This is a genomic window from Fodinicurvata sediminis DSM 21159, from assembly GCF_000420625.1.
Classification (GTDB): domain Bacteria; phylum Pseudomonadota; class Alphaproteobacteria; order Kiloniellales; family DSM-21159; genus Fodinicurvata; species Fodinicurvata sediminis.
Genome location: NZ_ATVH01000011.1, coordinates 545,847 through 565,456, shown reverse-complemented (window position 1 = coordinate 565,456; position 19,610 = coordinate 545,847). Strand labels below are relative to the sequence as shown.

Below are 19,610 nucleotides of genomic sequence, written 5' to 3'. Positions count from 1 at the left end.
TCAATCCGTATTGTTCTTGCTGTGGTGGGGGGTGTCCTCATCCTGTGCCAGCTGCAACTCGATGAGTGCCGAGTTGATGAGGACCTTTCCAGCATTCTCGAAGTTGACGGTGATCCTGTCTCCGATGACGGACTGCACCTGCCCAAGTCCCCAATCCTTGCGCGTCGGATGGTAGACAAAGGTCCCCGGAACAATATCACCCAGAAAGGCGGACATCCTGCCGCTGCACCTCCGAAAACATTGAGACAACTCTACAAAGTGACTATGGCAGGCCCAAGGCCAGGAACGACACCGAAGGCGAGCGAAGCGACACTTGAATGGAACGAGAGGGCACAGCACACTTCTATCCTCATGAAAGAGAAGGGCAAAACATGATGTCTTCTGCCGATTCCCGCCTTGCGGAACTGCTGTCCTCGCGGCTTTGCCATGATCTGGTTGGGCCGATCAGCGCCGTTGGCAATGGCGCGGAGCTGCTTCAAGAGATGAGCCCGATGGATGCTGAAGCCGTGGACCTGATTGCTTCCAGTGCGGGGCAGGCCGCAAGCAAACTGGCCTTTTTCCGGCTTGCCTATGGAGCAGCTGGTGAGCGTATCAGTACAGTGGAGGATTTCCGGCCCGTCATTGACGATTGGTTGAAGGAAGAGCGGTTGTCGCTGCAATGGCCCGAGACCGAGGGGCACCATCTGGCTGGCTATAACGGGAAGGTTCTCATGAACGTGCTTGGCCTGGCACGTGAATGCATGCCCCGTGGAGGCGCGTTGGATTTATCGGTCCTGCCGGAGGATTCCGGAGTGGTCCTGGAGGTGCAGGGTAACGGGGCTGCAGTGGAACTGCGCGAAGACATCTCGCAAGGTCTGGACGAAGCCATCATGGTAGACGAGCTGACGCCCCGGAATGTCCATGCCTATTTCACACGCCAATTGATATATCGAGAGGGTGGTCGCCTAGAACTGGATGCGAATGCCAGCCAAGGCGGTCTTAAGATTCGCGTCGTCTTGCCGGCCTGACAGCCCAATCTGACCACCCGATAGCCGCCAGGCTGGTCGATATTCTGCTTGCGTCTCCAGAAATGCTCTTTGCGTATGGGAGTGATTTGCATTTACGAGTGCCTTTGAGACTGCTACTCATTTGAGTATGAAAAACAGTAAACAAGGGAGTTTTCCAGCATGCAGTCAAAGTTTCATCGGGTGATGTCCGTTTCGACGGCTCTGGGCCTCTTGGCTGGCGTCGGCATTGCCGGCGGAATGGGCTTGCCGATCGGCATTGCATCGGCCGAAGCGCAGGATGAACTGAACATCTATTCGGCGCGCCACTATGAAGCAGACGATGCCCTTTTTTCAGGCTTTACCGAGGAAACCGGGATCGAAGTGAACATCATCGAGGGCAGTGACGAGGAACTGGTTACGCGCATTGTGAACGAAGGCGCCAACAGTCCTGCTGATGTCCTGATTACGGTGGATGCCGGGCGCCTCTGGCGTGCAGATCAGGAGGATGTGTTCCAGGCTGTGGACTCTGACGTTCTGGAAGAGCGTATCCCTTCCAACCTGCGGCATCCGGACGGGCATTGGTTCGGCTTTTCTACACGCATCCGCACCCTATACTACAATCCGGATATCGTGGACGAGCCGCCGCAGACCTATGAGGATCTGGCCGACCCCCGCTTCGAGGGACTGGTATGCATCCGCTCCAGTTCAAACATCTACAACCTCTCCCTGATGGCCTCCCTGATCGAGCATCACGGTGCAGAAGCGGCCGAGGAATGGGCGAACGGGGTCGTCAACAACTTCGCACGTGATCCACAAGGGGGCGATACCGATCAGATTCGCGGTGTGGCTTCAGGTGAATGTGGCGTCGCGCTTGCCAATCACTACTACTACATGCGACTTGTCCGTTCCGATGACGATGCCGATAAGGAAGTGGTCGAGAACACCGAATTGGTCTGGGCCAACCAGGATGACCGTGGTGCCCACCAGAATGTTTCCGGTGCAGGTGTCCTGAAGAACGCACCGCACAAGGACGCCGCGGTGAAGTTCCTGGAATACTTGGCAACGGATGAGGCCCAGGCCTATTTCGCAAATGGCAACAACGAGTATCCGGCCGTTGAGTCCGCCCTGGACAATCCGGTTCTGGAAGAGTTCGGGCGTCCGAAACTGGATGACATCAATGTTTCCGTTTACGGCGAAAATCAGCCGGAAGCCCAGATGATCTTTGATCGCGCCGGCTGGAAATAAGCCCGATCCGCGAAAGGACATCGTGTTCAAGGCCCTGTCCGCCTCTGGTGGGCAGGGCCTTTGATTATTGAAAGGCGCCTTTCCGACCCGGGCGGGAGCGGGCAATGGCGCGAGAAAGTATGATGACTGGGAGCAGGCCGACCGACACGATCATCAGGGCAGGCGTTGCGGCATGACCCAGTCGCTCGTCTGAGGCGAAGTTGTGGGCCGTGATCGCCAGCGTATCGAAGTTGAAGGGACGCATGATCAGTGTGGCTGGTAGTTCCTTCATGACATCGACGAACACCAGCAATCCCGCCGTCAGCAGGCTGCCCCACATAAGAGGGGCGTGGACCTTGGCAAGCGTTTCGAAGGGGCCGTGTCCAAGACTGCGTGCGGCATCCTCCATGCTGGGGCGAACCTTGGTGAAACCTGCCTCCACGGCCTGAAGAGAAACAGCCAGGAATCGCACTAGATAGGCAAAGACGATTGCGGCGATGCCACCGGTCAGAAGCAGGCCGGTGGAAAATCCGAACAGGCTTTCGAACAACCCGGAGATCGTGTTGTCCAGCCAGGTAAAGGGCAGAAGGATACCCACCCCGATGACCGAGCCGGGAATGGCATAACCGAGCCCGGCTATTCGATTGGCCGTGATGCTGACGACTGTGGGGCGTATCCGCAGGCTATACGCCATCATCATTGCCAGTGCCACGGCAAGCACTGCTGTGATGGCGCCGAGAATGAAGGTGTTATAGGCCTGAGGAAGGTATTTGGGGATCTCGAGACCATTGCTGAGCGCCATGTTGAGCAAAAGACCGGCAGGCAGCAGGAAGCCGAAAACGACAGGCAGGCAGCAGGTCAGTGTGGACAGCAAAGCTTTTCCGCCCCTCAGTTTATATTCCGGCAGGTGCTGGTAGCGGTTGGTCGTGTGGTGGAAGCGTCTCTGCCCCCGGCTGAGACGCTCGAGCAGCAGGCAGATAAAGACAAAGCCCAGAAGTATGGCTGCCAGCTGTGCGGCGGCAACCTGATCATACATGGAGAACCAGGCGCGATAGATGCCCGTGGTGAAGGTCGGGACGCCGAAGTATTGGACTGTGCCGAAATCCGCCAGGGTTTCCATGAGCGCCAGTGTTGTACCGGCCACGATGGAGGGGCGGGCCAGGGGGACAGCCACACGCAGGAAAGCGCTCCAGGGACTGCAGCCCAGTGTCCGGCTCACCTCGAGTGCGCAGGCCGATTGCTGCAGGAAAGCTGCACGCGTCAGGAGGTAGACGTAGGGATAGAGCACCAGAAAGAGCATAGTTGCCGCACCGCCAACAGAATGGATGTCCGGAAACCAGTAGTCCCTGGGTGTTTGCCAGCCAAAGAAGTCCCGAAGTGCTGTTTGCAGCGGCCCGCTGTACTGCAGGAAGTCCGTATAGGCATAGGCCATGACATAGGCCGGAACGGCCAAGGGCAGGATGAGCGCCCACTCAAGCAGGTCGCGGCCCGGGAAGCGGCACATGGTGACCAGCCAGGCTGTGGATACGCCAATGGCTATCACGCCAGTGCCCACAATGACTGCCAGCCATATGGTATTGGCGATATAGTCCGGCAGGACCGTTTCCACCAGGTGTGACCAGACTTCAGACTGGGGTAGAAGAAGGTTGTAGACGACGGTGGCAGCAGGAATGCAGAACAGCAGCGCGATGATGACAGAAAACACGCTGAGCAACCGTGTTCTTCCGCGCCGCCGGGCGCGAGGCGGCGCGTCACGCAACGGGCCGGAGATTTCGATCAGATCGCTGCTCTGGGTCATCTCGGGGGCAACATGGAATACCGCATTACTGACGCAGGCTTAGCAGGCTTGCCCAGCTTGTGAAAGTGCGATGCGTTATCATGCATGTGATTCCAGCAAGCAGTGACAAAGGGTCGCGCACCCGCATTTTTGCCTGGTGATACGAAATTCCTGCTTTGCTGCTAACAGCCTTTTAACCCTTTTCCTGCGAATATCCCGGCCAGTACGGATCAACGTCGCTCCGAGAGCCGACGGCCGACAGACAAAGCAGGTATGAATATGGATGAACTTCTCCAAGAATTTCTGACGGAAACGAACGAGGGATTGGGTTTTCTCGATGTCGAGCTGGTGAAACTCGAACAAAACCCCAATGACCCGGATATTCTCTCGAACATCTTCCGGCTAATGCACACCATCAAGGGAACCTGTGGTTTCCTTGGATTGCCGCGCCTGGAGGCGGTGGCTCATTCGGGCGAGAATGTGCTCGGCAAGGTGCGCGATGGCGATGTCGAGGTCACGCCCGGTCTGGTTTCGATCGTTCTGGAATGCCTTGATCGCATTCGCTTGATCCTGGGTGTGCTGGAGGAGACAGAAGCCGAGCCTGCCGGTGACGACAGCGAACTGATCGCACGCCTGGATACTGTCGCTGAAGGCTGGGATGCCGAACAGCTGACGCAGCCGGTTAACGCTGATGCACTGGAAGCAGTCAGCGAGGATGCGGCCGAAAAGTCAGTGGCGGTGCCGGCCGTGGAGGACACGGCAACTGACGAACAGCATGCCGCGCTTCTGGATGAAGCCTTGCCGGAGGCCACCGAGCTGACTGCGGATGAGGGTCCGGCCGAATTGGCCGAAGCTGAAGCAATCGAAGACAACATCGTCGAGATTGGGCAGCCCGGCGAAGTGGCAGCACCGATGGCATCGGGTGGCGGTGCCGAAGGAGGACAGCCACCTGCATCCGACAAGGAGGTTGGAGACCAGGGACAACCCCGGGAATCCTCCGTTGCAAACCAGTCGATCCGCGTGAACGTCGAACTGCTGGAAAACCTGATGACGATGGTTTCCGAGCTGGTCCTGAACCGGAATCAGCTGCTTCAGATTCTGCGCACGCACAAGGACAGTGATTTTGCTGCGCCCTTGCAGCGGCTCAACCATGTTGTCTCCGAGTTGCAGGAAGGGGTGATGAAAACCCGCATGCAGCCGATCGGAAATGCCTGGGCCAAGCTGCCACGCATCGTGCGCGACCTGTCACAAGACATGCACAAGAAGATCGACCTTCAGATGAAGGGGGCGGATACGGAGCTGGACCGGCAGGTCCTGGAACTCATCAAGGATCCACTGACCCACATGGTACGCAACTCCGCCGACCATGGGCTGGAGACCACGGAAGGACGGCGCGCAGCCGGCAAAAACGAAACCGGGACGATCCTGCTGAATGCCTATCATGAGGGTGGGCACATCATCATCCAGATTTCCGACGATGGGCGCGGGCTCAATACAGACAAGATCAAGGAGAAGGCGCTGGCCAACGGCCTCACCACAGAGGCCGAATTGGCGAACATGAATGAACAGCAGATCATGCAGTTCATCTTCAAGCCCGGTTTCTCCACGGCACAGGAGGTTACCTCCGTGTCCGGGCGCGGTGTCGGCATGGATGTTGTGCGCTCAAACATCGAGAAGATCGGCGGCAACGTCGAACTGACCTCGAAGTTCGGCAAGGGCACCAGCTTTACCATCAAGATCCCGCTGACACTGGCAATTGTCTCGGCGTTGATCGTGGAAAGCGCCTCCGAACGCTTCGCCATTCCACAGCTGGCTGTGATCGAGCTGGTGCGTGCTTCGGCCAATTCCGACCACAGCATCGAGCGGATTAACGACACACCGGTGCTACGGCTGCGCAATCGCCTGCTTCCGCTGGTCAATCTCAGCGAATTGCTGAGGCTCGAGCGTGAAGACGACGGGAGCGAGAAGGACCAGTTCATCGTCGTCGCCAAGGTCGGAACCTACAGCTTTGGCATCATCGTGGACCGTGTTTTCGACACCGAGGAAATCGTTGTGAAACCAGTGGCGCCGATCCTGCGGGACATCACCCTCTTCTCGGGCAACACCATCCTGGGCGACGGCTCGGTTGTCATGATCCTGGATCCGAATGGAATTGCTGGCGAGACCGGAGAGTTGACGGTCACGGAAGGCATGGAGGGCATGGCAGAACAGAAGGCCGCCAAGTCAGACGATGCCGTGGCAATGCTGCTCTTCAAGGCTGGAAGCGAGGCTCCGAAGGCTGTGCCGCTCGGGCTGGTCGCTCGCCTGGAAGAGATCGATCGCGAGAGCATCGAGACCTCAGGTGGACAGCCCGTTGTCCAGTATCGCGGCCAGTTGATGCCTTTGATCACCATGGATCCCCGCCAGAGCCTCGAGGGCACTGGTCGCCAGCAGGTTCTGGTCTTCACCGACCGAAACCGCAGCATGGGATTGGTGGTCGACAGCATTCTGGATATCGTCGAGGAGCCGCTGAATATCGAACTTGGCGGCGAGCATGAGGGCTATATCGGGTCTGCGACAATTGCCGGGAAGGCCACGGACATCATCGATACCGGTCATTTCCTGACCCGGGCCTATTCCGATTGGTTCCAGGCGGATGGCAAGATGGAAGTCAATACCTCGTCCAATCGCATCCTGCTGGTGGACGACAGTCCCTTCTTCCGCAACCTGCTGGCACCTCTGCTTTCGTCGGCCGGTTATAATGTGACCTCGGTCGAGGGTGCCGATGCCGCGCTGGAGCTTTGTGAAGCTGGCGAGGATTTCGATGTGATCCTCTCCGATATCGAGATGCCGGGTATGAGCGGTTTCGAGTTTGCCGAGGCCGTGCGTGCCAACCGTTGGTCGGAAACACCGCTGGTGGCCCTGTCCGGCCATGCCAGCCCGAATGATTTTGCCCGTGGGCGCGCCGCGGGCTTCAGTGATTATGTGACGAAGTTTGATCGGGCCGGCCTTCTGGCTTCCCTGAACGAAACGCTGTCGAATATGCGAGGTGCGGCATGAACGATCTGGAACGCATGAAGGCGGGCCTGATGGAGGCTGAGGGCGCGAAGGAATTCGTGACCTTCTACATCGGGGAGCAACTGTTCGGGATACATGTCCTGCAGGTTCAGGACATCCTGAGCAATGTGCGGACGACACGCATCCCGCTGGCACCGCCCGAGATCACGGGCTCGCTGAATCTGCGCGGCCGGATCGTAACGGCCATCAATGTACGCCTGCGCATCGGTTTGCCTCCACTGGAAGGCGAGGACTCCGGCATGTCCATCGTGGTTGATCACCATGGCGAGCTCTACAGCCTTATGGTGGATTCGGTGGGTGAAGTCATGCCATTGCAGTCCGAGGATTTCGAGCGCAGTCCGCCCACGATTTCTCCGCGGCTCAAGGAATACTCCGAAGGCATCTATCGCCTGAAGGACAGGCTTCTGGTGGTGCTCAATATCGAGCGTCTGCTGGACTTCGGACGCGCATCCGCAGCCTAGTTCACGCGTGGAACAGGTCTTCAGATACGGGGATAGGGATGAAAAGCTGTCTAATCGTGGACGACTCCAAGACGGTGCGCATGGTCGCCAAGCGCATCCTGGAGGAGTTGAGCTTTACCACACGTGAAGCCTGTGATGGCCAGGAGGCACTGCAGCTCTGCGAAAGCGAGATGCCGGATGCCGTACTGCTGGATTGGAACATGCCGGTCAAAAGCGGCATCGATTTCCTGCGTGAACTGCGTGCAAAGGAGGCGGTGAACCAGCCCGTCGTCATATTCTGCACCACCGAGAACGGTCTCTCTCATATTCATGAGGCCATCGCGGCCGGTGCCGATGAGTACATCATGAAGCCTTTCGACAGCGGTATCGTGGAGTCCAAGTTCTCTCAGGTTGGATTAATCTGAATGGACGGCCGGTACTTCTCCGTTCCCTGCCTGTCCTCCTGGAGTGACAGATGAGCAGTCCAGCCGCCGGTGCACCCCGCTACCGTGTCATGGTGGTCGATGACTCGGCTGTGATCCGGGGCTTGCTGACCCGCACACTCGAGGAAGATCCTGACATCAAGGTCTCTGCCTCGGTCTCGAATGGCCAGATGGCACTGAACTCGCTGGCCCGGGAAAGCGTGGACGTCGTGGTCCTGGATATCGAGATGCCGGTGATGGATGGTCTGACGGCGTTGCCCAAGATACTGGAGGCTTCGCCGCGGACAAAGGTCATCATGGCCTCGACCCTGACACGCAAGAACGCGGACGTAAGCCTGAAAGCCATGCGGGCTGGTGCGGCGGATTACATCGCGAAGCCGACCACGAGCCTGGGACACCAGTCAGCCAGCGACTTCCGGCGTGAACTGCGCAATAAGGTCAAGGCCCTGGCAGAAGCAGGCCGGCAGGAAGCGCCCCAGGCGGCCCGGGCCCAGCATGAAGCAAAAAGTGGAAAAGTACCCACAAAGGCCGCACCAACGACACGCCCGCCTGCGGCTACGTTGCGTCCGCTTGGCGGAATGCCGCCACGGGTTCTGGCCATCGGAAGTTCCACAGGCGGGCCGCAGGCGCTCTTCAAGGTCCTGGGGGATATGCGGGGTGCGCTGAAGAACCTGCCGGTCCTGGTGACCCAGCACATGCCCGCGACCTTCACGACCCTGCTTGCGGAGCACTTGGCCCGTGTGTCGGGCATGCCCTGCAAGGAAGGTGTGGACAAGGCTCCGGTCCAGCCTGGACATATCCATGTGGCCCCTGGGGGGTATCATATGGAAGTCGTTCGCAATGACGCGGATGCTCCCATCATTCGCCTGACGCAGGAAGAGCCGGAGAATTTCTGCCGTCCTTCGGTCAATCCCATGCTGCGCAGTGCCAGCGATGTTTACGGGGCACGAACGCTGGCCCTGATCCTGACGGGTATGGGGTCGGACGGCCTGGCCGGTGCGGAGAAAGTGGTGGCTTCCGGCGGCACAGTGATCGCACAGGACAAGGAGAGTTCGGTGGTCTGGGGTATGCCCGGGGCCGTGACCGGCAAGGGGCTCTGTTCAGCCGTTCTCCCGCTCATGCAGATCGCGCCTTACCTGCGCGACAACATTCTGAGGACAGCGGCATGAAGCCCGAAGATTTTGATTACCTCGCCCGGTTCCTGAAAGAGTCTTCCGGCCTGGTTTTGGGTCAGGAGAAGAGCTATCTGCTGGAAAGCCGCCTCACACCCCTGGTGCGCAAGTGGGGCCTGTCGGGTCTCGACGGCCTGATTGCCGAGGTGCGCAAGGGCAGCAACAAGGATTTGCGCCGCGAGGTGGTCGAGGCCATGACCACCAATGAATCCTTCTTCTTCCGGGACAACCGTCCCTTCGACCAGTTTCGTGATCTCGTCCTGCCGCATCTTCTGAAGGCGCGTGCCTCGTCACGCCGCATGCGCATACTCTGCGCGGCCTGTTCCTCCGGGCAGGAACCCTATTCCCTGGCTATGCTTCTTGAAGAGAGCAATCTGAATCTGAAGGACTGGAAGATCGAGATCATCGGTACCGACATCTCGACCGAGATGCTGGAAAAAGCCAAGAAGGGTCTCTACAGCCAGTTCGAAGTTCAGCGCGGCCTGCCCGTGAAGATGCTGGTGAAGTACTTCGAGCAGATCGGGGACCGTTGGCAGATTGCCAAGGTCCTGCGCGATCGTGTGCAGTTCCGTTATTCAAACCTGCTTGAAAGCACGTCTGAACTGGGTCAGTTCGACGTTATATTCCTGCGGAATGTCCTGATCTATTTCGACCAGCAGACCAAGAGCGAAGTGCTCACGCGCATATCGAAACAGCTGGCCCCGGACGGTTTTCTCTACCTGGGCGGTGCCGAGACTGTATTGGGCGTGTCGGACCGCTTGCAGCTGATGCCCGGACAGCGTGGAATCTACTGCCTGAAGGATACGGCCAAGGCCAAGGCAGCAGCTGGTTGACAGTCTTCAGAAGTACCGAAGACGGGCCAGGCGATCAGGCACTGGCCAGTTGACGCGTATCGGTCGTTTCCTCTGCAGGATCGCGCAGAACATAACCGCGACCCCATACTGTTTCGATGTAGTTTTCACCGTTGGTGGCGTTCGTCAGCTTCTTGCGAAGCTTGCAGACGAAGACGTCGATGATTTTCAGCTCCGGTTCGTCGATGCCGCCGTAGAGATGGTTCAGGAACATCTCCTTGGTGAGCGTCGTGCCCTTGCGCAATGAAAGCAGCTCCAGGATGCCGTATTCCTTGCCGGTCAGGTGGAGTGGCTGTCCGTCCACCTCGACGGTGCGGCTGTCCAGATTCACGCTGAGGCGTCCCGTGCGGATGACCGATTCGGAGTGGCCCTTGGAGCGCCGGACAATCGCCTGGATTCGGGCGATGAGTTCGGTCTTGTGGAAGGGCTTGGTAATGTAGTCGTCTGCACCGAAGCCGAGACCCTTGATCTTGTCATCCAGACTGTTGAGCCCGGAGAGGATCAGAATGGGTGTACTCACCTTCGAGGATCGCAGGCGCCGCAGGACCTCGTAGCCGTCCATGTCCGGCAGCATGAGATCCAGGATGATGATGTCATAATCATAGAGCTTGCCGATCTCCAGACCGTCTTCTCCAAGCTCCGTCACGTCACAGACATATCCATCGGAGCGCAGCATCATCTCGATACTGCGCGCGAGGTTGTTGTCGTCTTCTACCAAAAGAACCCGCATTTCTGGCCCCCAATATCGCTTTTGCGTCGGTATATTAACCATTGTGACCAGATTGGGTTAACATTTTCTTACCCGTAATCGTGCTTTTCACACCATCAGGGAGTTGGCCCCTTTTCTTTCGGGGCAATGGCAACCACACAATCGCATCATGCTTTACCGAAACTTAAGCTTCCCGATGCAGTATGTGGGTCAAGCGCAGCAGCGTTTCCAATTTACCTGACCGGATGCAAAGCCCCATCAATGCATGATTCCGTTGAGTCCTTCCTTTCCGAGTTGAATCAAATTCCTGAGCGGCGTTCTTATGGCCGTGTTTCAGGTGTGCAGGGCATGACGCTCGAGGTCTCTGGCCTTGAACGCGAACTGTCCATCGGCTCGCGTTGCGACGTGATTGGCCGTGGAAACAGCCGGGTCACCTGCGAGGTTGTCGGCTTCCGTGAAACGTGTGCCCTGTTGCTGCCCTTCGGTTCATTGGAGGGGATCGGCATGGGCTGCAAGGCCGAACTTGCCGCGGCCGAGCCCATGGTCTGGCCCAGTTCGGCCTGGCTGGGGCGGGTCGTCAATGCGTTGGGTGAGCCGATAGACGGCAAGGGACCGATTGCATCGGGGCAGGCCCCCTATAGCCTGCGCAGCGCGCCGCCTCCGGCGCATGCGCGCCGTCGTGTCGGGCACAAGCTCGACCTGGGCGTACGCGCCTTGAACACCTTCCTGACCTGTTGCCAGGGACAGCGCATGGGCATATTTGCCGGCTCTGGCGTGGGCAAGTCGGTTCTGCTGTCGATGCTGGCGCGCTATACGGCCTCGGATGTGAATGTCATCGGCCTGATCGGCGAGCGTGGCCGCGAGGTTCAGGAATGGCTGGAAGATGACTTGGGGCCCGAGGGCTTGGCGCGTTCCGTGGTCGTTGTGGCCACCTCGGACGAGGCGCCCTTGATGCGCCGGCAAGCCGCCTATCTGACTCTGGCGCTGTCGGAGTTTTACCGCGATCAGGGGCAGGAGGTGCTCTGCCTGATGGATTCCGTGACGCGCTTCGCCATGGCTATGCGCGAGATCGGCTTGTCTGCCGGCGAGCCCCCAGCCAGCAAGGGCTATACGCCCAGCGTCTTCGCGGAACTGCCGCGTCTGCTGGAACGGGCCGGGCCCGGTGGCGGAAGCCAGGGTTCGATCACGGGCCTCTTCACCGTTCTGGTCGAGGGCGACGATCACAATGAACCGGTGGCTGACGCCGTACGCGGTATCCTGGACGGACATATCGTCCTGGAGCGCGCCATTGCGGAACGGGGACGCTATCCGGCCATCAATATTCTGCGCAGCGTTTCGCGCACCATGCCGGGCTGCAACAGCGCTGACGAGGAAACGCTGGTCAATCGGGCGCGCCGCCTGATGGCTACCTACGAGGACATGGCCGAGCTAATTCGGCTGGGGGCCTATCGCCGGGGCAGTGATCCCGGCATCGACGAGGCCATTTATTACTATGACCGGATCGAGGAATTCCTGAAGCAAACCAAGGATGAACGGGCCGAACTTGAGGCTGGCTATGCAGAATTGGCCCGGCGACTGGATGAGTCCTGGCCTCTGTCGCAGGCCACGGATCAGGAGGAACAGGCGTGAACGGCCTTGAGAATCTGGTGCGGTTGAAGCGCTGGAAACTGGATGAGCAGCGCCGCGCTCTGGCCGATCTGGAAGCCCTGGAGGAACGCCTGAGGGCCGACCTGGAGCGCCTGGAGGAGGAGATCGCACAGGAGAAAGAGGCCGCAAATGCGGACCAGGAAGGCAATAGGGTCTTCCCCTTTTATGCGGCGAATGCCCTCAAGCGACGTGAGCGCCTGTGGGAGTCCCTGAACAAGGTCAGCGCCGAAACATTGCAGGCGCGCGATGCCGTGGCCGAGGCCTTCGAGGAGGTCAAGCGCTATGAGCAGACCCTGGAGAACATGGCCCAGCGCCGCCAGGAATCACGCCGCAAGCGCGAACAGAAGGAAATGGATGAGATCGGCCTGAGACTGCATCGCCAGCGTGGCAACGATGGAAAATAGCCGCGGCGCAAGTTCAGCGCTCGCCTGTAAGAGCCTGATCCTCCAGAACTCAGATCCCCGCAGCAGTCAGACCGCTCAGGCCGACAGGCCCTCGCCCGGACCTTCGGCCGGAGGGGGCAGGGGAGCCCAGGTCCCGTCGCTCTGGAAGCTCAGGTGGCTTTCCAAGCCGCTGGCTGCACCGGCCGCCCAGAGGACTTCACCCAGCTTGTCCCGTAGTTCCTGAGGAAGGGGCTGCCGGCTGCGCAGCACCAACTCGAAATTTCCTTGCGCCAGCAGGCCATCCAGTTGCAGGGGGCCCAACTGTGCGAAATCCACATCCAGAACGAAGCGGGTGGGGGTGTCGCCTGTCTTGCCCCCGCCTTTCCCGCCTTTGTCCTGGCGCAGATGGAGGCGCAGGAAGTCCAGGCGCTGCTCGTGCTGCAGCGGTATCATGTAGAAGCGCCAGCCGTCGCTGTCCGTCCGGCCAGACAGCTGGCGCAACCATTCCAGGTCCTGGCCCAGGCGTTCACGCTGCTCCGGCGTTGTTTTCTGGGTATCCGCAGCTTGACGCAACAGGTTGTCCAGCCACGCCCTTGTCCTTTGTGGACTGGACAGTGCAGCCAGAAACCCAGCCAACCCCCCGGCCAGTCCGGACCCCGGAGTTGGCAGTGCGGTGTCGCTGCGTGGTCGTGGTCCCAAACCGGCAAGCAACTGGGCCAGACCCGTCCAGCTGGCGAAGGTGATCGAGGGTTGACTGCTGGTCACGGCCGGGCTGCCCTGACCTGTCAGGGCCAGCAGAAGCTGGGTCCCTGCCGGCAGGCGCGGGAGTTCGTCCAGGCGCAACAGGCCGGCTTCGCTGCGCACCAGGGTTTGCCCGTTCGCCAGCTGTTCGGCCACCTGTCCAGTCAGAAGGCGCGCGGACGACGCAAAATCCTGGGGCAGGTTGTGTGCCATGTCCTGGGCACTTTGGCCCGGTTGAAGGCGTAGGACACGAACCAGGAGCGCCGTACCCGCTGCGGGAAGACTTCGTGAGGCTTCCGTGCCCTGGTTCAGGGCAACCACCTGGCCCGTCACGAGATGCCCCAGGTTCAGGCTGTCGTGCTGGTTGGGCGCTGCAGCTGGCAGGCTGGGGATGGTTTGGGCTGGTCCAGAAGAGGTTGCGTGTCCGCCGGGGGCAGGGTTGGCATTGCCAGCGGCCTGCCGGGTTCCTGTCTCGCCCTGTCGGTCGGCGAAGACCAGAACGGACAGTTCTGTTCCGACATGCCGGATCTGAAGGGTGACGCGGCTTCCAGGCGGCGGGACCTGCGCCGCGCGCAGGCTGAGGGTGCCCTGTTCCGTGCGCACCTTTATCTCTCCTGGATTGTCGGAGGGCAGCACAACGCCTTTCAGGCTGTGCCCGACGGCAAGCTGCAGCATGCGTGGCGGCGGGTTGGTGACCTGGGCCGGTGCCCCGCCGGCGCCCAGGATGGCCGCAGGCCCCCCTGATATGCGCCCGGTGCCCCCCAGATCGCTCATGGTTCTAGCTGCTCAGCTTCCGCGCCAGGTCCATGACGTCCTTGGCGGCCGGACTGTCGGGATGGCGCTGAAGCAGGGGCATCTGGGCGCGGATGGATTCCCGGACCTTGGGGTCTCTCCGGATGATTCCAGCCAACGGCGGGGTGATCTTCAGGAAGTTCTCGCAGGCCTTGCGCAGGGTGTTGTAGGTGCGCTCTCCGTCACTGGCGGAATCGGCCATGTTCACCAGGACCGAGATTTCGGTGGCCGCGTTCTGCAGTTTGCTGAGCTTGATGAAGGCATAGGCGTCGGTCAGCGAGGTGGGCTCGTCGGTGGTGACCACCAGGCAGCGTGCTGCCCGGCTTGCCAGATAGCGCACGGTGCGTTCCACCCCGGCCCCCAGATCCAGGATCACGCGGTCATACTGTCCGGCATGTTCGCCAAGGCGTGAGCAGAGCAGCATCAGCTTGTCGGTGCTCAATGTCGCCAGGTTGCCAGAACCGGACCGGCCGGCGATCACGTCGAAGCCACCGGCCTCGTAGTGACTGACGGCCACATCCATGGCGTAGCGCCCGGCCAGGAAGCCACCAAGGTCCTTTTCAGGTGACAGACCGAGCTGCACGTCCACATTGGCCAGGCCGAGGTCGCCGTCGAACAGCAGGGTCTTCTGCTGTTGCCGGGCAAAGGCATGCGAGAGTGTCGAGGCAAACCAGGTCTTGCCCACGCCGCCCTTGCCGGAAGCGATCGCGATCATGTTCTTTCCGCTCTGGCGGGGGGCTGTCGCGGGATCGGTAACAACCTGCATCATAGTGCTGTTCCTGTCGGTAGGTCTTGCAGATCGGCCTCCATTTCGGGCAGCAGGAGCCGAGCCAGGGATAGGGGCGTGAGCGCACTCAAGCCGGTGCCGATGGAGGGGCTGACGCCGGCCCCCATCAGTGAGAGTTGCGCTGCGGCGCAGGCGGCCAGGAGTCCGCCATAGCGGCGGGCCGTATCCAGGCGCGAGGCGATCAGGTAGCGCGCGCCGATGGCGGAAAAGGCCTGGGCAACCTCGGCATTTTCGAGGGCATCGCCCCCGGCCGGCAGCACCAGGATCACTTCGGCCCCGGAGGCCTCGCGCAGCTCCATCAGTTCATTGCATTCCATCTCGTCGAAGGGATTGACCCCGATGCTGTCGATCAGGATGCCATGCTCGCTCGGGCAATCCGTTACGGCCTGCAGCAGGCTGTCGGCATCTTTGGCCTGGCGTAGCGGTGTCTTGAGCGCCTTGGCATAGGTTTCTGCCTGTTCGCGTGCACCGGCGCTTTCATGGTCCAGGGTGATGATCGTGCTCTTGCGGCCGTTCAGAAGGCGCCGTGCGCAGATCTTGGCCGTGGTCGAGGTCTTGCCAGCACCCGGTGGGCCAACCAGCAGGTAGGTGCGCCCGCGATTGCCCGATTCGCCTGGGAGGGCGGCAAAGCGCAGTGTTTCCTCGAAGGCGCCTGCAAGCGCCAGGTCCGGGGACAGGCCGGCCACGTCTCCGGCAGCCGACAGGAAATGCTCCTGCAGGTCGTCGGGCAGGCGGTGGTAGGCAAAGGCTTCCTGAAAGGTCTGGGCCGTAAGCGCCGCCGCCCCAAGGTTGCTGGACAGGCGGTCGTCGGGATCGCTGTCCACGGCGGCTGTAACACGCACCCGGCCGTCCTTCAGCTCTTCAGTGGACAGGATGGCGGCATCGGGGCCCAGCAGGTTGCGGACCTCTTCCATGGCCTCCGGCAAGCTGCCCGCTGTGAAGTTGCGCATTCGCATGATGTGGGCTTTCCCGCGTTCCGTCCGTTACAGCTGACCCAGAGTGCGGATCTTGGCCTTGGGGTGGATCTCGTTCTGCGACAGCACGGCTGTGGCCGGCCGCACGCGCTCGACGATCGAGCGCACATAGGGGCGCACACGTGGCGAAGTCAACAGCGCGGGGGTTTCGCCCTGCATGGCGAAGCGCTCGAAGGTCTTGCGCATGGCGGCGATGAACTCCTGCAGTTGCGAGGGCGGCATGGACAGCTGGCTTTCATCGCTGTCGCCGGTCAGGGATTCGGCGAAGGCCTGTTCCCAATCGGGCGACAAGGTCACCAGCGGAACCACGCCATCGGGGTTGGCATTGTCGCTCGAGATTTGGCGCGCCAGCCGGGCGCGCACATGTTCGGTGATGGCCGTGACGGCGCGGGTATAGCCGGTGGCTTCGGAAATGCCTTCCAGGATCGAGGGCAAGTCGCGGATGGAGACGCGCTCGGCCAGCAGGTTCTGCAGCACGCGCTGAATGCCACCGACAGAAATCTGGGCCGGGACCAGGTCCGAGACCAGCTTCTGGTCGGGCAGGTCCAGGTTGTCCAGCAGCTTCTGGGTTTCGGCATGCGACAGCAGGTCCGAGGTGTTGTCCTTGATGATCTCGGTCATGTGCGTGGTGATGACCGTTTGCGGATCCACCACGGTATAGCCGCGGAACAGGGCTTCTTCGCGCTGGCCTGGATCGACCCACATGGCCGGCAGGCCGAAGGTCGGCTCGCGTGTTTCCTCGCCGGCCAGCGGGATGGTCTCGCCCTTGGGATCCATGATCAGCAGCATGTTGGGGCGCAGGTCCCCGCGGCCGACCTCGACCTCCTTCAGCTTGATCGTGTAGGTGTTGGCGGGCAGCTGGAGATTGTCCTGGATGCGCACCGAGGGCAGGATGAAGCCCAGTTCCTGTGCCAGTTGCCGGCGCAGGGCCTTGATCTGCTCCGTCAGCTTGGAGCCGCCCTCGTTGGACAGCAGCGGCAGCAGGCCATAGCCTAGCTCCAGGCGGATCTGGTCCATAGCCAGGCTGTTGCTGATGGGCTCCTCGGCCACCGGTACGCTCTCGGCGGCCTGGCGTTCCTCATCCACGGCCTGTTGCGCACTGCGCTGGTGCTTGCGCGTGGTCATCCAGGCGGCCGTGCCGGTCAGTGCGGACAGAAGCACGAAGGGCAGGAAGGGAATACCCGGCAGCAGGGCCAGCGCCATTGTCAGGAAGCAGGCCAGGCCCAGCGCCTTTGGGTAGTTGCTCAGCTGGCTGAAGATCGCCTTGTCAGCACTTTCGGTGGAGGCGACCTTGGAAATCAACAGGCCGGCGGCCGTCGAAACGATCAGTGCCGGGATCTGCGTGACCAGACCGTCACCCACGGTCAGGGTGGTATAGCTTTCAGCGGCTTCCCCGAAGCTCAGCCCCATCTGGGCCACGCCGATGATGATACCGCCGATGACATTGATGAAGGTGATCAGCAGGCCCGCAATGGCATCGCCGCGAACGAACTTGGCGGCACCATCCATGGCACCGAAGAAGTTGCTTTCGTTCTCCAGTTCCTTGCGGCGGTCGCGTGCCTGATTCTCATCGATCAGGCCCGAGGAGAGATCGGCGTCGATCGCCATCTGCTTGCCGGGCATGGCATCCAGCGAGAAGCGGGCCGAAACCTCGGCAATGCGTCCTGAACCCTTGGTGATCACCACAAAGTTCACGATGATCAGGATGGCAAAGACGATGATGCCGATGACGAAGTTGCCGCTCATCACGAAGTTGCCGAAGGCCTCGATGACCTGCCCGGCGGCATCCGTTCCTTCGTGCCCGTGCGCCAGGATCAGGCGTGTGGAGGCCAGGTTCAGCGACAGGCGCAGCATGGTGGCGATAAGCAGGACCGTCGGGAAGGACGAGAATTCCAGGGCCTTGCCGATGAACAGCGCCGTCATCAGGATCAGGACCGAATAGGTCATCGAGATGGCCAGGCTTATGTCCAGCATCCAGCTGGGCAGGGGCAGGATCAGCACCACCAGGATGCAGACCACACCCAGCGCAAGGGCGATCTCGCCGCGGCGGACCGTGTCGTTAATGCGTTGCCAAAGGCCGGCGGCATTGAATCCGCCCGGCTGTCCGCCTGTGCTGCTGGTCTCGGTATTGTCCGACACGTTGCTTGATCCCGTCCTGCCCGTTGCCCGTTAGTCTATTGCTGTTTCCTGCCGGCTCAGAACGAAGTCCGCGCCTCGGCGTCACGGGGCAGGGGCACCTGGAAGCCTTCCTCGTTGTACTGCTTCAGCTTGTTGCGCAGGGTGCGGATGGAAATGCCCAGGATATTGGCGGCATGGGTCCGGTTGCCCAGGCAGTGCTGCAGCGTGTCGATGATCAGGTCGCGTTCCACCTCGGCCACCGTGCGGCCCACAAGCGCAGAGGCGTCTTCATCATTGTCCGGGCTTGGTGCTACGGGGACCGCATTGCGCTCGGCCGGCTCGGCCTGCTCGGCTTGTGGGGCGGGGGCGGGTGCGGCCGGCTGGCTGTCCCTCAGCCGGGTCGGGCCGCCGGTCAAGAGGATGGCGTCCGGCGTGATGACGCCGTCGCTGGCCAGCAGTACGGCGCGGTGCATGGTGTTCTCCAACTCACGCACATTACCGCGCCAGCCATGGGCCTTCAGCATGACCACGGCGTCCTCGTCCATACCGGGCGTCTCGACACCGTTGGTCTTGGCGTACTTCTGAACGAAGAATTCGGCCAGGGGAACAATATCCTCCTGCCGCTCGCGCAGGGGGGGCAGCTCCAGGTTCACGACGTTCAGGCGGTAATAGAGGTCTTCGCGGAAATCGCCCTTGCGCACGGCCTCTTCCATGTCGCGGTTCGAGGTGGCGAGCAGGCGGATGTTCACCTTGACCGGCTGGGTGCTGCCCACGCGGTCGATCTCGCGTTCCTGGATCGCGCGCAGCAGCTTGGCCTGCAGGCGCGGGTGCATCTCGGTCACCTCGTCCAGCAGCAGGGTGCCGTTGTTGGCCTCCTCGAACTTGCCGATGCGCCGGGCCACGGCGCCGGTAAAGGCGCCCTTCTCGTGGCCGAACAGTTCGCTTTCCAGCAGGTTCTCGGGAATGGCCGCGCAGTTGACCGAGACGAAGCCGTTGGTGGCACGCTTGGACTTGGAGTGGATGTAGCGGGCCATGACCTCCTTGCCGGTGCCGGACTCGCCGGTGATCAGTACGCTGGCCTCGGACCCAGCCACCTGGTCGGCCAGCTTCAGTGACTTGGCCATGACGAGATCGCGATAGATGAAGCTGGTGGTCTCTTCGGTGACGGCGGCCAGGACGGCGGCAATCATTTCCGGGTCCGGGGGCAGGGGCACGAATTCCTTGGCGCCGGCCTTGATGGCGGCGGCGGCCTGTTGGGCCGAGGCCTGGATGCCGCAGGCCACGACGGTGACCGATATACGCTCCTGCTCCAGGGCAGCGACGAGGTGGCTGATATCGTGGGTGATGTCGACCATGACCAGGTCGGCACTCTTGCCGGCGCGCAGGTTATCCAGGGCACTTGCCACCGAATCGACCTGCGTCACCTTGGCCCCCCGGTCCAGGGCGATCTTGCCGGCCGTGGCGATGTGCCCGTTCATGGAACCGATGATTAACAGCCGCATAGTCTTG

At 61.0% G+C, this 19,610-nt stretch carries 17 protein-coding genes; 9 read left to right on the top strand and 8 right to left on the bottom strand.

What is annotated here, in order from left to right; all coding sequences use genetic code 11:
* A complete protein-coding gene (locus G502_RS0104015; RefSeq protein ID WP_022727374.1) occupies nt 1-216 on the bottom strand; it encodes a DUF3553 domain-containing protein in 216 nt (71 codons plus the stop codon).
* Between the two features lie 155 nt (nt 217-371).
* Here G502_RS0104015 and G502_RS0104010 point away from each other — a divergent pair, with 155 nt between their 5' ends.
* Nucleotides 372-1,007: a histidine phosphotransferase family protein gene (locus G502_RS0104010; RefSeq protein ID WP_022727373.1), complete on the top strand. Its 636-nt coding sequence runs from the start codon at nt 372-374 to the stop codon at nt 1,005-1,007.
* Between the two features lie 159 nt (nt 1,008-1,166).
* Entirely contained in the window at nt 1,167-2,231 is a 1,065-nt protein-coding gene (locus G502_RS0104005; RefSeq protein WP_022727372.1) for a Fe(3+) ABC transporter substrate-binding protein, read from the top strand.
* Nucleotides 2,232-2,295: 64 nt separating this feature from the next.
* Here the strand turns inward: G502_RS0104005 and G502_RS0104000 are convergent, their stop codons facing one another.
* Nucleotides 2,296-4,008 (bottom strand): ABC transporter permease, encoded by a 1,713-nt coding sequence (locus G502_RS0104000; protein ID WP_022727371.1) that lies wholly within the window; start codon nt 4,006-4,008, stop codon nt 2,296-2,298.
* Between the two features lie 258 nt (nt 4,009-4,266).
* On the opposite strand from G502_RS0104000, the gene G502_RS0103995 reads away from it, so the two are divergent.
* From G502_RS0103995 to G502_RS0103975, 5 genes are read left to right on the top strand one after another with little or no spacing between them, the layout of a single operon-like run.
* A complete protein-coding gene (locus G502_RS0103995; RefSeq protein ID WP_026989036.1) occupies nt 4,267-7,026 on the top strand; it encodes a hybrid sensor histidine kinase/response regulator in 2,760 nt (919 codons plus the stop codon).
* A complete protein-coding gene (locus G502_RS0103990) occupies nt 7,023-7,505 on the top strand; it encodes a chemotaxis protein CheW (RefSeq protein ID WP_022727369.1) in 483 nt (160 codons plus the stop codon). Before G502_RS0103995 ends, G502_RS0103990 begins: the two co-directional genes overlap by 4 nt.
* Nucleotides 7,506-7,543: 38 nt before the next feature.
* The gene (locus G502_RS0103985; RefSeq protein ID WP_022727368.1) at nt 7,544-7,909 is read left to right on the top strand and encodes a response regulator; all 366 of its coding nucleotides are present in this window, start codon (nt 7,544-7,546) and stop codon (nt 7,907-7,909) included.
* 50 nt (nt 7,910-7,959) lie between these two features.
* Nucleotides 7,960-9,096 (top strand): protein-glutamate methylesterase/protein-glutamine glutaminase, encoded by a 1,137-nt coding sequence (locus G502_RS0103980; RefSeq protein ID WP_022727367.1) that lies wholly within the window; start codon nt 7,960-7,962, stop codon nt 9,094-9,096.
* Nucleotides 9,093-9,932, top strand: a complete 840-nt coding sequence (locus G502_RS0103975; protein WP_022727366.1) for a CheR family methyltransferase — start codon at nt 9,093-9,095, stop codon at nt 9,930-9,932. Before G502_RS0103980 ends, G502_RS0103975 begins: the two co-directional genes overlap by 4 nt.
* 34 nt (nt 9,933-9,966) lie before the next feature.
* Here the strand turns inward: G502_RS0103975 and ctrA are convergent, their stop codons facing one another.
* Nucleotides 9,967-10,680 carry a response regulator transcription factor CtrA gene (ctrA, locus tag G502_RS0103970; protein WP_022727365.1) on the bottom strand — a complete coding sequence of 238 codons (714 nt, stop codon included), beginning with the start codon at nt 10,678-10,680 and terminating at the stop codon, nt 9,967-9,969.
* Nucleotides 10,681-10,920: 240 nt separating this feature from the next.
* On the opposite strand from ctrA, the gene fliI reads away from it, so the two are divergent.
* Complete coding sequence (fliI, locus tag G502_RS0103965; protein ID WP_022727364.1) at nt 10,921-12,288, top strand: flagellar protein export ATPase FliI; 1,368 nt, start codon at nt 10,921-10,923, stop codon at nt 12,286-12,288.
* Entirely contained in the window at nt 12,285-12,710 is a 426-nt protein-coding gene (locus tag G502_RS0103960) for a flagellar FliJ family protein (RefSeq protein WP_022727363.1), read from the top strand. The genes fliI and G502_RS0103960 overlap by 4 nt, the downstream gene beginning before the upstream one ends.
* Before the next feature lie 75 nt (nt 12,711-12,785).
* On the opposite strand, the gene G502_RS0103955 is transcribed toward G502_RS0103960, so the two are convergent.
* Genes G502_RS0103955 through G502_RS0103935 form a run of 5 tightly spaced genes read right to left on the bottom strand, consistent with a single transcriptional unit; the run spans nt 12,786 to nt 19,603 of the window.
* On the bottom strand, nt 12,786-14,204 hold the full coding sequence (locus tag G502_RS0103955; RefSeq protein WP_022727362.1) for a hypothetical protein: 1,419 nt from the start codon (nt 14,202-14,204) through the stop codon (nt 12,786-12,788).
* A 4-nt stretch (nt 14,205-14,208) separates the two neighbouring features.
* Entirely contained in the window at nt 14,209-14,988 is a 780-nt protein-coding gene (locus G502_RS0103950; RefSeq protein ID WP_026989035.1) for a MinD/ParA family protein, read from the bottom strand.
* Nucleotides 14,988-15,965 (bottom strand): flagellar biosynthesis protein FlhF, encoded by a 978-nt coding sequence (locus tag G502_RS0103945; RefSeq protein ID WP_022727360.1) that lies wholly within the window; start codon nt 15,963-15,965, stop codon nt 14,988-14,990. The genes G502_RS0103950 and G502_RS0103945 overlap by 1 nt, the downstream gene beginning before the upstream one ends.
* Before the next feature lie 27 nt (nt 15,966-15,992).
* The gene (gene flhA, locus G502_RS0103940; RefSeq protein WP_022727359.1) at nt 15,993-18,122 is read right to left on the bottom strand and encodes a flagellar biosynthesis protein FlhA; all 2,130 of its coding nucleotides are present in this window, start codon (nt 18,120-18,122) and stop codon (nt 15,993-15,995) included.
* A gap of 56 nt (nt 18,123-18,178) precedes the next feature.
* Nucleotides 18,179-19,603: a sigma-54 interaction domain-containing protein gene (locus G502_RS0103935; protein WP_022727358.1), complete on the bottom strand. Its 1,425-nt coding sequence runs from the start codon at nt 19,601-19,603 to the stop codon at nt 18,179-18,181.
* Nucleotides 19,604-19,610: the final 7 nt, after the last annotated feature.